12 protein-coding genes are annotated in these 15,312 nt (G+C 58.5%); 11 read left to right on the forward strand and 1 reads right to left on the reverse strand.

Translation table 11 applies throughout. The features are described 5' to 3' along the window. Positions 1-102 precede the first annotated feature (102 nt). The 7 genes from dnaK (at position 103) to LXM55_RS31000 (ending at position 9,935) form a co-directional block, all read left to right on the forward strand. On the forward strand, positions 103-2,019 hold the full coding sequence (gene dnaK, locus LXM55_RS30970; protein ID WP_233323908.1) for a molecular chaperone DnaK: 1,917 nt from the start codon (positions 103-105) through the stop codon (positions 2,017-2,019). A gap of 322 nt (positions 2,020-2,341) precedes the next feature. After that, positions 2,342-3,466 (forward strand): molecular chaperone DnaJ, encoded by a 1,125-nt coding sequence (gene dnaJ, locus LXM55_RS30975; RefSeq protein ID WP_015634112.1) that lies wholly within the window; start codon positions 2,342-2,344, stop codon positions 3,464-3,466. A gap of 10 nt (positions 3,467-3,476) precedes the next feature. Next, positions 3,477-4,283 carry a 4-hydroxy-tetrahydrodipicolinate reductase gene (dapB, locus tag LXM55_RS30980; protein WP_233323909.1) on the forward strand — a complete coding sequence of 269 codons (807 nt, stop codon included), beginning with the start codon at positions 3,477-3,479 and terminating at the stop codon, positions 4,281-4,283. 257 nt (positions 4,284-4,540) lie between these two features. Further along, on the forward strand, positions 4,541-5,677 hold the full coding sequence (carA, locus tag LXM55_RS30985) for a glutamine-hydrolyzing carbamoyl-phosphate synthase small subunit (RefSeq protein ID WP_233323910.1): 1,137 nt from the start codon (positions 4,541-4,543) through the stop codon (positions 5,675-5,677). Positions 5,678-5,807: 130 nt separating this feature from the next. After that, a complete protein-coding gene (carB, locus tag LXM55_RS30990) occupies positions 5,808-9,029 on the forward strand; it encodes a carbamoyl-phosphate synthase large subunit (protein WP_233323911.1) in 3,222 nt (1,073 codons plus the stop codon). Next, positions 9,026-9,502 (forward strand): transcription elongation factor GreA, encoded by a 477-nt coding sequence (gene greA / locus LXM55_RS30995; RefSeq protein WP_233323912.1) that lies wholly within the window; start codon positions 9,026-9,028, stop codon positions 9,500-9,502. The genes carB and greA overlap by 4 nt, the downstream gene beginning before the upstream one ends. Before the next feature lie 28 nt (positions 9,503-9,530). Next, complete coding sequence (locus LXM55_RS31000) at positions 9,531-9,935, forward strand: MFS transporter (protein ID WP_233323913.1); 405 nt, start codon at positions 9,531-9,533, stop codon at positions 9,933-9,935. Positions 9,936-9,947: 12 nt separating this feature from the next. Here LXM55_RS31000 and LXM55_RS31005 read toward each other — a convergent pair whose 3' ends face one another. Then, on the reverse strand, positions 9,948-10,256 hold the full coding sequence (locus LXM55_RS31005) for a YhbY family RNA-binding protein (protein ID WP_233323914.1): 309 nt from the start codon (positions 10,254-10,256) through the stop codon (positions 9,948-9,950). A gap of 104 nt (positions 10,257-10,360) precedes the next feature. Here LXM55_RS31005 and rlmE point away from each other — a divergent pair, with 104 nt between their 5' ends. The 4 genes from rlmE to glmM all read left to right on the forward strand — a co-directional run bounded on the left by rlmE (position 10,361) and on the right by glmM (position 15,310). Then, positions 10,361-10,990, forward strand: coding sequence for a 23S rRNA (uridine(2552)-2'-O)-methyltransferase RlmE (gene rlmE / locus LXM55_RS31010; RefSeq protein ID WP_047283886.1), 630 nt, complete (start codon positions 10,361-10,363; stop codon positions 10,988-10,990). A 201-nt stretch (positions 10,991-11,191) separates the two neighbouring features. Continuing rightward, positions 11,192-13,096, forward strand: coding sequence for an ATP-dependent zinc metalloprotease FtsH (gene ftsH, locus LXM55_RS31015; RefSeq protein ID WP_233323915.1), 1,905 nt, complete (start codon positions 11,192-11,194; stop codon positions 13,094-13,096). A gap of 8 nt (positions 13,097-13,104) precedes the next feature. Beyond that, the gene (gene folP / locus LXM55_RS31020) at positions 13,105-13,956 is read left to right on the forward strand and encodes a dihydropteroate synthase (protein WP_233323916.1); all 852 of its coding nucleotides are present in this window, start codon (positions 13,105-13,107) and stop codon (positions 13,954-13,956) included. A gap of 16 nt (positions 13,957-13,972) precedes the next feature. Continuing rightward, on the forward strand, positions 13,973-15,310 hold the full coding sequence (glmM, locus tag LXM55_RS31025; RefSeq protein ID WP_233323917.1) for a phosphoglucosamine mutase: 1,338 nt from the start codon (positions 13,973-13,975) through the stop codon (positions 15,308-15,310). Positions 15,311-15,312 lie beyond the last annotated feature (2 nt).

The following is a 15,312-nucleotide window of genomic DNA, read 5'->3' on the forward strand; positions in this document are numbered from 1 at the left end:
AAACGGCTGTAGAGCCCCCATTTATCAGTCAAGCGTTTAAGTGCTACCGCAGTTTGCCACCACGGCTGCGGCATCCAAATCCAAAGTTTCGGGAGAGTTAACATGGGCAAAATTATCGGTATTGACTTGGGGACCACCAACTCGTGCGTCTCCATTCTTGAAAACGGCAACGTAAAAGTTATCGAAAACGCTGAAGGCGCGCGTACCACGCCGTCGATCATCGCGTACGCCAACGATGGCGAGATTCTGGTAGGTCAGTCGGCCAAGCGTCAGGCTGTCACCAACCCGCACAACACCCTGTACGCGGTAAAGCGTCTGATCGGTCGTCGTTTCGACGAAGAAGTTGTGCAGAAAGACATCCAGATGGTCCCTTACAAGATCGTCAAGGCTGACAACAGCGACGCCTGGGTTGAAGTGAATGGCCAGAAAATGGCTCCGCCTCAGATCTCGGCTGAAATCCTCAAGAAAATGAAGAAGACCGCCGAAGACTACCTCGGCGAAGCCGTGACCGAAGCGGTCATCACTGTTCCGGCCTACTTCAACGACAGCCAGCGTCAAGCCACCAAGGACGCCGGTCGCATTGCTGGCCTGGACGTCAAACGTATCATCAACGAACCTACCGCAGCGGCTCTGGCCTACGGTATGGACAAGGCCAAGGGCGATCACACCGTGATCGTTTACGACCTGGGCGGTGGTACTTTCGACGTCTCCGTGATCGAGATCGCTGAAGTCGATGGCGAGCACCAGTTCGAAGTACTGGCCACCAACGGTGACACCTTCCTCGGTGGTGAAGACTTCGACATCCGTCTGATCGACTACCTGGTTGATGAGTTCAAGAAAGAAAGCGGCATGAACCTCAAGGGTGACCCGCTGGCCATGCAGCGTCTGAAAGAAGCTGCCGAAAAAGCCAAGATCGAGCTGTCCTCGAGCCAGCAGACCGATGTCAACCTGCCGTACATCACTGCAGATGCCACCGGTCCTAAGCACCTGAACGTGAAGATTTCCCGCGCCAAGCTGGAGTCGCTGGTTGAAGACCTGGTTCAGCGCACCATCGAGCCTTGCCGTATCGCGCTGAAAGATGCCGGTATCGACGTGGCTTCGATCAACGACGTGATCCTGGTCGGTGGCCAGACCCGTATGCCGCTGGTACAGAAAACCGTAACCGACTTCTTCGGCAAGGAAGCGCGCAAGGACGTCAACCCGGACGAAGCGGTTGCCATGGGTGCTGCGATCCAGGGTGCGGTACTGTCCGGTGACGTGAAAGACGTGCTGCTGCTGGACGTCAGCCCGCTGACCCTGGGTATCGAAACCATGGGTGGCGTGATGACCGCGCTGATCGAGAAGAACACCACGATTCCTACCAAGAAATCGCAAGTGTTCTCGACTGCCGACGACAACCAGGGCGCAGTGACCATTCACGTGCTGCAAGGCGAGCGCAAGCAAGCCGCGCAGAACAAGTCTCTGGGCAAGTTCGACCTGGCCGACATTCCACCTGCTCCACGTGGCGTGCCGCAGATCGAAGTGACCTTCGACATCGACGCCAACGGCATCCTGCACGTAGGTGCGAAGGACAAGGCTACTGGCAAGACTCAGTCGATCGTGATCAAGGCCAACTCCGGTCTGTCGGATGAAGAAATCCAGCAGATGATCCGTGACGCTGAAGCCAACTCGGAAGAAGACCGCAAGTTCGAAGAGCTGGCCACTGCCCGTAACCAGGGTGACGCGCTGGTGCACTCGACTCGCAAGATGGTGGCTGACGCTGGCGATAAAGTGACTGCGGAAGAGAAGACCGCGATCGAGGCCGCCGTGGTTGCCCTGGAAGCTGCTGTCAAAGGCGACGACAAGGCTGCCATCGACGCCAAGGTTGAAGAGCTGTCGAAAGTCTCGGCTCCGGTTGCCCAGAAGATGTACGCCGAACAGGCTCAGCCTGCTGAGGGCGCGGCACCGCACGCTGAGTCCGCTGAAAAGGCCGACGACGTTGTCGACGCCGAGTTCGAAGAAGTAAAAGACCACAAGTAATGGCTTGTTGGTCGGCCGGTTGACTGCCTTTGGGCGGTGACTGGTAGGATGTCGCCGCGCGGGAGCTTGCTCCCGCGTTGGCGTGTCTGGAGTCAGCGAATTTTTGACGGCGTACAAGCTCCGTTTGTGCGCTGGCGGTCGGGTCGGAGAAGCTCCTGCTTTCCGGCTGTGACGACCGCAATTGTCGGCCTGCAATCAGGTCGGCTTTCCAAGACCAGGATCGTTGAATTGACGTGAGTTGGGTCCGGGCCTGTATTGGGGCTCAGCGAGTTTGGCGGAGCTCAGGAGGGTTTGCCGGACGTCCTTAAGAGTGCAAAGACTTATGGCAAAGCGTGACTATTACGAAGTGTTGGGTGTGGAGCGCGGCTCCAGCGATGCCGAGCTGAAAAAGGCTTACCGTCGCTTGGCGATGAAGCATCACCCGGACCGTAATCCCGGCGACAAAGCGTCGGAAGACATGTTCAAGGAGGCCAACGAGGCCTACGAAGTACTGTCCGATTCCAGCAAGCGTGCTGCTTATGATCAATACGGTCATGCCGGCGTCGACCCAAGCATGGGGGGCGGTGGTGCCGGTTTTGGTGGGCAGAACTTCTCCGATATTTTCGGCGACGTGTTCAGTGACTTCTTTGGTGGTGGTCGTGGTGGTTCCCGTGGTGGCGCGCAGCGCGGCAGCGACCTGCGTTACACCCTGGAGCTGAATCTGGAAGAGGCGGTGCGCGGTACTACGGTGAATATCCGTGTTCCGACACTGGTCAACTGCAAGCCTTGCGACGGCTCGGGTGCCAAGAAAGGCTCGTCGCCTGTCACCTGTCCGACCTGTGGCGGCATTGGTCAGGTGCGCATGCAGCAGGGCTTCTTCTCGGTGCAGCAGACCTGCCCACGTTGCCATGGCCAGGGCAAGATCATTTCCGATCCGTGCGACTCCTGCCATGGCGAAGGTCGTGTGGAGGAGTACAAGACGCTGTCGGTGAAAGTGCCGGCGGGTGTCGATACCGGCGACCGCATTCGTCTCTCGGGCGAAGGCGAGGCGGGGACCCAGGGTGGTCCGACCGGCGATCTGTATGTGGTGATCAACGTGCGCGAGCACGCGATCTTCCAGCGCGATGGCAAGCATCTGTTCTGCGAAGTGCCTATCAGCTTCGTTGATGCGGCCTTGGGTGGCGAGCTGGAGATTCCGACTCTGGACGGCCGGGTCAAGCTGAAGATTCCTGAGGGGACTCAGACCGGCAAGCAGTTCCGGATTCGTGGCAAGGGTGTTGCTCCTGTGCGTGGTGGCGGTGCTGGTGACCTGATGTGCCGGGTCGCGGTAGAGACGCCGGTGAACCTGAGCCGTCGTCAGCGCGAGCTGCTGGAAGAGCTGCGTGGTTCGCTGGATGACGACAATTCGCACTCGCCGAAAACCACCGGTTGGTTCGAGGGCGTCAAGCGCTTCTTCGGCGACCTGTAAGGAGTAACGCATGCGACGTATAGCAGTGATGGGCGCCGCGGGGCGCATGGGCAAGACTTTGGTCGAGGCTGTGCAGCTGCGCTCGCCGCTCTCCGGGCTGACGGCGGCCATCGTTCGGCCTGGCAGTTCGCTGGTGGGCGCGGATGCTGGTGAGCTGGCATCTCTGGGGCGCCTTGGTGTGCCGATGTCCGACAGCCTGGAAAAGGTCGTTGATGAGTTCGATGTGCTGATCGACTTTACCCTGCCGGAAGTGATGCTCAAGAACCTGGCGTTCTGCCGCAAGGCGGGCAAGGCCATGGTGATTGGTACTACTGGCCTGGGCGTCAAGGAAAAGCAGTTGCTGGCCGAGGCGGGCAAGGAGATTCCGATCGTCTTCGCCGCCAACTTCAGTGTCGGGGTCAACCTGTCGCTGAAGCTGCTGGACATGGCGGCCAGGGTGTTGGGCGATGATGCGGACATCGAGATCATCGAGGCGCATCACCGGCACAAGATCGATGCGCCTTCGGGCACCGCTCTGCGTATGGGGGAGGTGATCGCCAGTGCCCTGGGGCGCGATCTGCAACAGGTCGCGGTCTATGGTCGCGAGGGCCATACCGGCGCGCGCGAGCGCGAAACCATTGGTTTTGCCACTGTGCGTGGCGGCGACGTGGTGGGGGATCACACGGTGCTGTTTGCCACCGAAGGTGAGCGTCTGGAAATCACCCACAAGGCCTCCAGTCGCATGACCTTTGCCAAGGGGGCGGTGCGTGCCGCCCTGTGGCTGGATGGTCGCGAAGCCGGTCTTTACGATATGCAGGATGTGCTGGATCTGCGTTGAGATGCATCTGAAGCGGGGCTGAGTTTGTGCCTTGGCCCCTGCTTCAAGCCGCTAAGCGATGTTCTGTCGCATTCCTCTGCCTTTAAGGCTCATTAGCGGTGGACCAAAAAAGCCTTTTTCTGTAAGCTACAGCTTTAGTGTGTCCACTAAAAGCGCGCAGATAATTCGACGAAGAAGCGGGGTGACGTGTCTATACGTCATTCCGCTTTTTTGCAACCTGCGATCGCCCTTTCAGGCTCTATTTACGGGAGGTCTTCTTGACTAAGCCAGCCATACTCGCCCTTGCTGATGGCAGCATTTTTCGTGGCGAAGCCATTGGAGCCGACGGTCAAACCGTTGGTGAGGTGGTGTTCAACACCGCAATGACCGGCTATCAGGAAATCCTTACCGATCCTTCCTACGCCCAGCAAATCGTTACCCTGACTTATCCCCACATCGGCAACACCGGCACCACGCCGGAAGATGCCGAGTCTGACCGTGTCTGGTCGGCAGGCCTGGTCATCCGTGACTTGCCGCTGGTGGCCAGCAACTGGCGTAACACCCTGTCCCTGTCCGATTACCTGAAAGCCAACAATGTCGTGGCGATCGCTGGTATCGACACTCGCCGCCTGACCCGCATCCTGCGTGAGAAAGGTGCGCAGAACGGCTGCATCATGGCCGGCGACAACATTTCCGAAGAAGCGGCGATTGCGGCTGCTCGCAGCTTCCCGGGCCTGAAAGGAATGGACCTGGCGAAAGTCGTCAGCACCAAGCAAAGCTACGAATGGCGTTCGACTGTCTGGGATCTGAAGACTGACAGCCATGCCACCATCGACGCTGCTGATCTGCCGTACCACGTGGTTGCCTACGACTACGGCGTCAAGCTGAACATTCTGCGCATGCTGGTGGAACGCGGTTGCCGCGTCACCGTGGTGCCTGCCCAGACGCCGGCGAGCGACGTCCTGGCCCTCAAGCCTGATGGTGTGTTCCTGTCCAACGGTCCTGGCGATCCCGAGCCTTGCGACTACGCGATCAAGGCGATCAAGGACATCCTCGAAACCGAGATTCCGGTGTTCGGCATCTGCCTGGGGCATCAACTGCTGGCCCTGGCTTCCGGCGCCAAGACCCTGAAAATGGGTCACGGCCACCACGGCGCGAACCACCCGGTCCAGGACCTGGATACCGGCGTGGTCATGATCACCAGCCAGAACCACGGTTTTGCGGTGGACGAAGCCACGCTGCCGGGCAACGTCCGGGCGATCCACAAGTCGCTGTTCGACGGCACCCTGCAGGGTATCGAGCGTACCGACAAGAGTGCGTTCAGCTTCCAGGGTCACCCTGAAGCCAGCCCGGGCCCGAACGATGTGGCGCCGCTGTTCGACCGCTTCATCAACGAGATGGCCAAGCGACGCTAAGCGTTCGCCTTGAAAGTGTAGCGAGCAGCGCTTGAGGGCGGCCCCGGCGAGTCCGGCGGAATCCCCTCAGGCGCCTCAGAGAATGTTCAAGACGGCTTGCCGACTGACCTGCGGATTTGAGTGACAACCCATGCCAAAACGTACAGACATTAAAAGCATCCTGATTCTTGGCGCTGGCCCGATCGTGATCGGCCAGGCCTGCGAATTCGACTACTCCGGCGCCCAGGCCTGCAAGGCCCTGCGCGAAGAGGGTTACCGGGTCATCCTGGTGAACTCCAACCCGGCCACCATCATGACCGACCCGGCCATGGCCGACGCCACCTACATCGAGCCGATCAAGTGGCAGACCGTTGCCAAGATCATCGAGAAAGAACGTCCGGACGCGCTGCTGCCAACCATGGGTGGCCAGACGGCTCTGAACTGCGCCTTGGACCTGGAGCGCGAAGGCGTTCTGGAAAAGTTCGGCGTAGAGATGATTGGTGCCAACGCCGACACCATCGACAAGGCTGAAGACCGTTCGCGCTTCGACGCCGCCATGAAGTCCATCGGCCTGGCGTGCCCACGTTCCGGTATTGCCCACAGCATGGAAGAGGCCAATGCAGTCCTCGACAAGCTGGGCTTCCCTTGCATCATCCGTCCGTCCTTCACCATGGGCGGCACCGGTGGTGGTATTGCTTACAACCGTGAAGAGTTCGAAGAAATCTGCGCCCGTGGTCTGGACCTGTCGCCGACCAAGGAACTGCTGATCGACGAATCGCTGATCGGCTGGAAAGAGTATGAGATGGAGGTGGTCCGCGATAAGAAGGACAACTGCATCATCGTCTGCTCCATCGAAAACTTCGACCCGATGGGTGTGCACACCGGTGACTCGATCACCGTAGCTCCGGCGCAGACCCTGACCGACAAGGAATACCAGATCCTGCGTAACGCCTCCCTGGCGGTACTGCGTGAGATCGGCGTGGAAACGGGCGGTTCCAACGTGCAGTTCGGCATCTGCCCGAACACCGGCCGCATGGTCGTGATCGAGATGAACCCGCGGGTGTCGCGTTCCTCTGCACTGGCCTCCAAAGCTACCGGTTTCCCGATCGCCAAGGTCGCGGCCAAGCTGGCAGTGGGTTACACCCTGGATGAGCTGTCCAACGACATCACCGGTGGCAAGACTCCAGCCTCCTTCGAGCCGTCCATCGACTACGTCGTGACCAAGCTGCCACGCTTCGCCTTCGAGAAGTTCTCCAAGGCTGACGCACGCCTGACCACCCAGATGAAATCTGTAGGTGAAGTCATGGCCATCGGCCGGACCTTCCAGGAGTCCCTGCAGAAAGCCCTGCGCGGCCTGGAAGTGGGTGTCTGCGGCCTGGATCCGAAGCTCGACCTGAGCAACCCAGAAAGCATGAACGTGCTCAAGCGCGAGCTGACCGTGCCGGGCGCCGAGCGTATCTGGTACGTGGCGGATGCCTTCCGTGCCGGCATGACCGTCGAGCAGATCTTCGGCATGAACATGATCGATCCTTGGTTCCTGGTGCAGATCGAAGACCTGATCAAGGAAGAAGAGAAGGTCAAGACCCTGGGGCTGTCGGCTATCGACCGCGACCTGATGTTCCGTCTCAAGCGCAAAGGCTTCTCCGATCAGCGTCTGGCCAAGCTGCTGGGCGTGACCGAGAAAAACCTGCGCACTCACCGTCAGAAGCTGGAAGTGTTCCCGGTCTACAAGCGCGTCGACACTTGCGCTGCCGAGTTCGCTACCGACACCGCTTACCTGTACTCGACTTATGAAGAAGAGTGCGAAGCCGCACCTTCGAACCGTGACAAGATCATGATTCTGGGTGGCGGTCCAAACCGTATCGGCCAGGGTATCGAGTTCGACTACTGCTGCGTACACGCTGCCCTGGCGCTGCGCGACGATGGTTACGAAACCATCATGGTCAACTGCAACCCGGAAACCGTTTCCACCGACTACGACACATCGGATCGCCTGTACTTCGAGCCAGTGACCCTGGAAGACGTACTGGAAATTGTCCGTGTCGAGAAGCCAAAAGGCGTGATCGTCCAGTACGGCGGTCAGACTCCGCTGAAGCTGGCGCGTGCCCTGGAAGCGGCCGGTGTGCCGATCATCGGCACCAGCCCTGATGCCATCGACCGTGCCGAAGACCGTGAGCGCTTCCAGCAGATGGTCGAGCGCCTGAACCTGCGTCAGCCGCCAAACGCCACCGTGCGCAGCGAAGACGAAGCGATTCGTGCGGCTTCCAAAATCGGTTACCCGCTGGTGGTGCGTCCGTCCTACGTGCTCGGCGGCCGGGCGATGGAAATCGTCTACGAAGAAGAAGAGCTCAAGCGTTATCTGCGTGAAGCCGTGCAAGTGTCCAACGACAGCCCAGTGCTGCTGGACCACTTCCTCAACTGCGCCATCGAAATGGACGTGGATGCGGTCTGCGATGGCACCGACGTGGTGATCGGCGCGATCATGCAGCACATTGAGCAGGCCGGCGTTCACTCCGGTGACTCCGCGTGCTCCTTGCCGCCGTACTCGCTGCCGGCGCATATCCAGGACGAGATGCGCGACCAGGTCAAGAAAATGGCTCTGGAATTGGGTGTTGTCGGCCTGATGAACGTGCAGTTGGCCTTGCAGGGCGACGAAATCTACGTCATTGAAGTGAATCCGCGCGCTTCCCGCACCGTGCCTTTCGTGTCCAAGTGCATCGGTGTCTCCCTGGCTATGATCGCTGCTCGCGTGATGGCTGGTAAGACCCTGAAAGAGCTGGGCTTCACCAAGGAAATCATTCCGAACTTCTACAGTGTCAAGGAAGCGGTATTCCCGTTTGCCAAATTCCCGGGTGTTGACCCGATCCTTGGCCCAGAGATGAAGTCCACTGGCGAAGTGATGGGCGTGGGCGATACCTTCGGCGAAGCGTTCGCCAAGGCTCAAATGGGTGCCAGCGAAGTGCTGCCGACCGGTGGTACCGCGTTCATCAGTGTTCGTGATGACGACAAGCCTCTGGTTGCCGGTGTGGCCCGTGATCTGATCAACTTGGGCTTCGAAGTGGTTGCTACTGCGGGCACCGCCAAGCTGATCGAGGCGGCTGGTCTGAAAGTGCGTCGTGTGAACAAGGTGACTGAAGGTCGTCCGCATGTGGTCGATATGATCAAGAACGACGAAGTCACTCTGATCATCAACACTACCGAAGGTCGTCAGTCGATTGCTGACTCTTACTCCATTCGTCGTAACGCCTTGCAGCACAAGATCTACTGCACCACCACCATTGCTGCTGGCGAAGCTATCTGCGAAGCGTTGAAGTTCGGTCCGGAAAAGACCGTGCGTCGCTTGCAGGATCTACACGCAGGATTGAAGGCATGAATAAATACCCAATGACCGTCCAGGGCGCTCGCGCCCTGGAAGAAGAGCATGCTCACCTGACCAAGGTCGTGCGTCCGAAGCTTAGCCAGGACATCGGTACGGCCCGCGAGTTGGGTGACCTGAAGGAAAACGCCGAATACCATGCCGCCCGCGAACAGCAGGGCATGGTTGAGGCGCGGATCCGTGATATCGAAGGCCGTCTGCAGAACTCGGTGGTCATCGACGTCACGACCATTCCTCATACCGGCAAAGTGATCTTTGGTACTACGGTGGAAATCGCCAACGTCGAATCCGACGAAAGCGTGACCTACCAGATCGTTGGCGAGGACGAGGCTGATATCAAGCTCGGTAAAATCTCTGTCGGTTCGCCGATCGCTCGCGCCTTGATTGCCAAGGAAGAGGGTGATGTGGTGGCGGTCAAAACGCCTGGTGGCGTTATCGAGTACGAGATTGTCGAAGTCCGTCACATCTGAAAGAAGGCGCCCGCTGCATGCGGGCGCCATGCTTTGGCAGCTGACCCAGATGTTGTGGGTCGGTGGCTTATGGCTGTTACATCTCGGCTTGCTGCCTGCCCTGAGGCAGATTGGCCTTGCTCCCTTGCTGATCGAAGAGATCTCGTCGCTACTCAGTTCGTTGCTGGTTGGTTTTTCGGCGGTGTGCCTGGTCCTGCAGATACTGGTATTGATCCAGTCCGAAGGGCTGAGGGGGTTGTGGCGGGATATTCGGGGGCAACTGCTGTTGATGGCAATGTATGCGTGTGCGATGTATTTCGTCGTACGCATGCTGTTGCCGGAAGCTCAGCGCTGGCAGTTGTTCAGCTATCTGATCCTGGGCTTTTCCGGTCTGGTTCTGGTGTTGCAGCCAGTGCCGGGGTGGGGGGGCAGGGTGCGCCAGGCACACCCTTGACCCGAGTCGACGTCAGTGGAAACGATGGACGTTCGACAATTGCTTGTTTACCTTGGCGTTCTTGCGGTAGATCAGCGCCATCTTGCCGATGACCTGCACCAGATCCGCTTTGCCGGCCTTGCACAATTCGCCAATGGCTTCCAGGCGCGACTCGCGCTCGAGGATGTTGAGCTTGATCTTGATCAGCTCGTGATCGCTCAAGGCGCGTTCAAGTTCGGCTAATACACCTTCGGTCAAACCGTTGTCAGCCACAGTCAATACTGGTTTCAGATGGTGGCCAATGGATTTGTACTGTTTCTTCTGCTCTTGAGTGAGCGGCATAATCTGACCCCTGCGTCTGATCTTGTAAAAAGCGGCGGCCAGTTTACCCGAGCGAGTCCGGGACCGCCCAGTTAATCACGACCCGTTTTATTTTGAGGTGGCCCGTGGCCCGTTCCAAAACTAGCCATAACTGGCTGAAAGAGCACTTCAACGACCCATTCGTCAAAATGGCGCAAAAAGATGGGTACCGTTCCCGTGCCAGCTACAAACTGCTGGAGATTCAGGAGAAGGACCGCCTTATCCGTCCTGGCATGAGTGTTATCGATCTGGGCGCTGCCCCGGGTGGCTGGTCGCAGGTGACCAGTCGTCTGATTGGTGGTCAGGGGCGCTTGATTGCGTCCGATATCTTGGAAATGGACAGCATTCCTGATGTGACCTTTATTCAAGGGGACTTCACCGAGGATGCGGTGTTGGCACAGATTCTCGAAGCTGTCGGAAATTCTGAAGTTGACCTTGTGATTTCCGATATGGCCCCCAATATGAGTGGGTTAGCAGCTGTGGATATGCCGCGGGCCATGTTCCTGTGCGAATTGGCGCTGGATCTTGCTGGTCGAGTCTTACGTCCAGGTGGTGATTTTCTGATCAAGATCTTCCAGGGGGAAGGTTTCGATGAGTACCACAAGAGCGTGCGGCAGATGTTCGAGAAAGTGCAGATGCGTAAACCGACATCTTCCCGTGACCGTTCTCGGGAGCAATATCTGTTGGGACGCGGCTTCCGTGGTCGCAGTGAGTAAGTAGGAATTTTGACTGGGGTGATAGGATTTTCGTATTTCGCCCCGTCAGATTAAGCGCATATTGTGTAGTCTAAGTTTCACATAGGGTTACAGACAGCGCCTGCCAGAGCTGTAGGTAATGTAGTAAGTTAGGCCGGTGAATATCATGCGAAGCGCGCGCCAGTAGCGGAGCTTGCTTCAGAGGGTAGTTAATTGAACGACATGGCAAAGAATCTGATCCTGTGGTTGATCATCGCCGCCGTCCTGGTGACGGTGATGAACAACTTCTCCAGCCCTAACGAGCCGCAGACCCTCAACTATTCCGACTTCATCCAGCAAGTTAAGGATGGCAAGGTCGAGCGCGTAGCGGTTGATGGCTACGTGATTACCGGCAAGCGCAATGATGGTGACAGCTTCAAGACCATCCGTCCTGCAATCCAGGACAATGGCCTGATCGGCGACCTGGTGGATAACCACGTGGTGGTCGAGGGTAAACAGCCTGAGCAACAAAGCATCTGGACTCAACTGCTGGTCGCCAGCTTCCCTATCCTGGTGATCATTGCGGTGTTCATGTTCTTCATGCGCCAGATGCAAGGTGGTGCAGGAGGCAAGGGCGGGCCGATGAGCTTCGGCAAGAGCAAGGCGCGCCTGCTGTCCGAAGACCAGGTAAAAACCACGTTGGCTGACGTTGCCGGGTGCGACGAGGCCAAGGAAGAAGTCGGTGAGCTGGTTGAGTTCCTTCGTGATCCAGGCAAGTTCCAGCGTCTGGGCGGTCGTATTCCTCGCGGTGTACTGATGGTCGGGCCACCAGGTACCGGTAAGACTTTGCTGGCCAAGGCCATTGCCGGCGAGGCCAAGGTTCCGTTCTTCACGATTTCCGGTTCCGACTTTGTCGAGATGTTCGTTGGTGTGGGCGCCAGCCGTGTTCGCGATATGTTTGAACAGGCCAAGAAACATGCTCCTTGCATCATCTTTATCGACGAGATTGATGCGGTCGGTCGTCATCGTGGTGCCGGTATGGGCGGCGGTCATGATGAGCGTGAGCAGACCCTCAACCAATTGCTGGTTGAGATGGACGGCTTTGAAATGAACGACGGCATCATCGTGATCGCTGCTACCAACCGTCCTGACGTACTGGACCCGGCACTGCTGCGTCCGGGGCGTTTCGACCGTCAGGTGGTGGTAGGGCTGCCGGACATTCGTGGTCGCGAGCAGATTCTCAAAGTGCACATGCGCAAAGTGCCAATGGGTGACGACGTTGCACCTGCAGTAATCGCTCGGGGTACTCCGGGTTTCTCCGGTGCTGACCTGGCCAACCTAGTGAACGAAGCCTCGCTGTTTGCCGCGCGTACTGGCAAGCGCATCGTCGAAATGAAAGAGTTCGAACTGGCCAAGGACAAGATCATGATGGGCGCCGAGCGCAAATCCATGGTCATGTCCGAGAAAGAGAAGCAGAACACTGCTTATCACGAAGCTGGCCACGCCATTGTTGGCCGTGTAGTGCCTGAGCATGATCCGGTCTACAAAGTCTCGATCATTCCTCGTGGTCGGGCTTTGGGTGTGACCATGTTCCTGCCGGAAGAAGATCGCTACAGCCTGTCCAAGCGTGCATTGATCAGTCAGATCTGCTCGCTCTACGGTGGTCGTATTGCTGAAGAAATGACTCTGGGCTTCGACGGTGTTACCACGGGTGCATCCAACGACATCATGCGAGCCAGTCAGATCGCTCGAAACATGGTGACCAAGTGGGGGCTCTCCGAGAAGCTCGGTCCGCTGATGTATGCGGAAGAAGAGGGTGAAGTGTTCCTGGGGCGCAGTGCTGGTAGCCAGCATGCAAGCTTGTCCGCTGAAACGGCGAAGCTGATCGATTCCGAGGTGCGCAGCATCATCGATCAGTGCTATGGCACTGCCAAGCAGATCCTGACTGACAACCGCGACAAGCTGGACGCCATGGCGGACGCCTTGATGAAGTACGAAACCATCGATGCCGATCAGATTGACGACATTATGGCTGGGCGTACTCCGCGTGAACCTCGTGATTGGGAGGGCGGTTCGGGCACTACTCCACCAGCAGTGCAGAATGAACGTCCAGAAACACCTATTGGCGGCCCTGCTGCCGACCACTAAGGTTTTAAATGACTTCTGTTCCTTCCTCCACCCGGTTGCCTTGCGGCAACCGGGTTCTTGATTTGGCCCATGCGCATGTCATGGGCATTTTGAATGTAACCCCAGATTCCTTTTCCGACGGCGGTCGCTTCAGTCAGCTTGATCTGGCTTTGAAGCACGCCGAGGCCATGGTTGTCGCCGGTGCTACGCTGATTGACGTGGGCGGCGAGTCCACTCGTCCGGGCGCGCGTGCGGTATCGCCCCTGGAGGAGTTGGAGCGGGTCGCGCCTGTGGTTGAGCGGATTCACCGTGAGCTCGATGTCATCATCTCGGTTGATACCTCGACGCCGTCGGTCATGCGTGAAACCGCTCGTCTGGGGGCTGGGTTGATCAATGACGTGCGTTCGTTGCGCCGAGACGGTGCTCTGGATGCGGCGGCGGCCACGGGGTTGCCGGTGTGCCTGATGCACATGTTAGGTGAACCGGGTGATATGCAGGACAACCCGCATTATCAGGACGTCACCCGTGAGGTGAGCGAGTTCCTGGCTGAGCGCATGGCTCAATGCGCGGCTGTGGACATTGGGCCGGAACGGATCGTTCTCGATCCGGGTTTCGGTTTCGCCAAGACTCTGCAGCACAACCTGAGCCTGTTCAAGCATATGGATGCCTTGCATGCTCTTGGGCGGCCTCTGCTGGTTGGGGTATCGCGCAAGAGCATGATTGGTCAGGCCTTGAGCCGCCCCGTGGGTGAGCGATTGCACGGCAGTCTGGCGCTCGCGGCCCTGGCAGTGGCCAAGGGGGCGAAAATTATCCGCGTGCATGATGTCGCCGAGACCGTGGATGTGGTGCGAATGATTGCGGCAGTGGAATCCGCCGAATAAGAATGATGGAGCACTTATGACTAAGAAATACTTTGGCACCGACGGCATCCGTGGTCGCGTGGGCGAGTTCCCGATCACTCCTGATTTCATGCTCAAGCTGGGCTGGGCTGCCGGTATGGCGTTCCGCAGCATGGGCGCTTGTCGTGTGCTGGTGGGCAAGGACACGCGTATTTCCGGGTACATGTTCGAGTCAGCCCTGGAGGCGGGCTTGTCGGCTGCCGGTGCGGACGTGATGCTGCTGGGGCCGATGCCGACCCCGGCAATCGCCTATCTGACGCGTACTTTTCATGCCGAAGCGGGCATCGTTATCAGCGCCTCGCACAATCCTCATGACGATAACGGCATCAAGTTCTTTTCGGGTGAGGGCACCAAGTTGCCTGACGAAGTCGAGCTGATGATCGAAGAGTTGCTGGATGCGCCGATGACCGTGGTCGAGTCGAGCAGGCTCGGCAAGGTGTCGCGGATCAATGACGCTTCCGGGCGCTATATTGAGTTCTGTAAAAGCAGCGTGCCTTCCAGCACCAGCTTCTCTGGCTTGAAGATTGTCCTCGACTGCGCCCACGGGGCGACCTACAAGGTGGCGCCGAGCGTATTCCGTGAGTTGGGTGCGCAAGTCACTGTGCTGTCTGCGCAGCCCAATGGTTTGAACATCAACGAAAACTGCGGTTCGACCCATATGTCGCAGCTGCAGGCAGCGGTCCTGGCTGAGCATGCGGATCTGGGGATCGCCTTTGATGGCGATGGCGACCGGGTGCTGATGGTCGATCAGACCGGCGCGATTGTTGATGGTGACGAACTGCTGTTCATCATTGCTCGTGACTTGCACGAGCGCGACAAGCTGCAAGGTGGCGTGGTCGGTACGCTCATGAGCAACCTGGGGCTTGAGTTGGCCCTGGCGGACCTGGGCATTCCTTTTGTTCGGGCTAATGTCGGTGACCGTTATGTCATCGCCGAGTTGCTTGAGCGCAACTGGCTGGTGGGTGGCGAGAACTCTGGGCATATCGTGTGCTTCCGCCATGCAACTACCGGCGATGCGATCATTGCCGCGCTGCAGGTGCTGATGGCGCTCAAGGCTCGTGGTGAGAGCCTGGCCCAGTCCCGTCAGGGGCTGCGCAAGTGTCCCCAGGTGCTGGTCAATGTGCGTTTTGGCGGTGGCGAGAGCCCTGTCGAGCACCCGGCCGTGAAAGAAGCTTGCGAGCGCGTCACCGCCGCCATGGCGGGGCGTGGCCGGGTCCTGTTGCGCAAATCGGGTACCGAGCCGTTGGTGCGTGTGATGGTCGAAGGTGATGACGAAGCTCTGGTTCGTGCTTATGCCGATGAGCTGGCGAAACTGGTTGCTGAAGTTTCTGCCTGATT

The sequence above is a fragment of the Pseudomonas sp. Au-Pse12 genome (genome assembly GCF_021341665.1).
In the GTDB taxonomy this organism is placed as follows: Bacteria; Pseudomonadota; Gammaproteobacteria; order Pseudomonadales; family Pseudomonadaceae; genus Aquipseudomonas.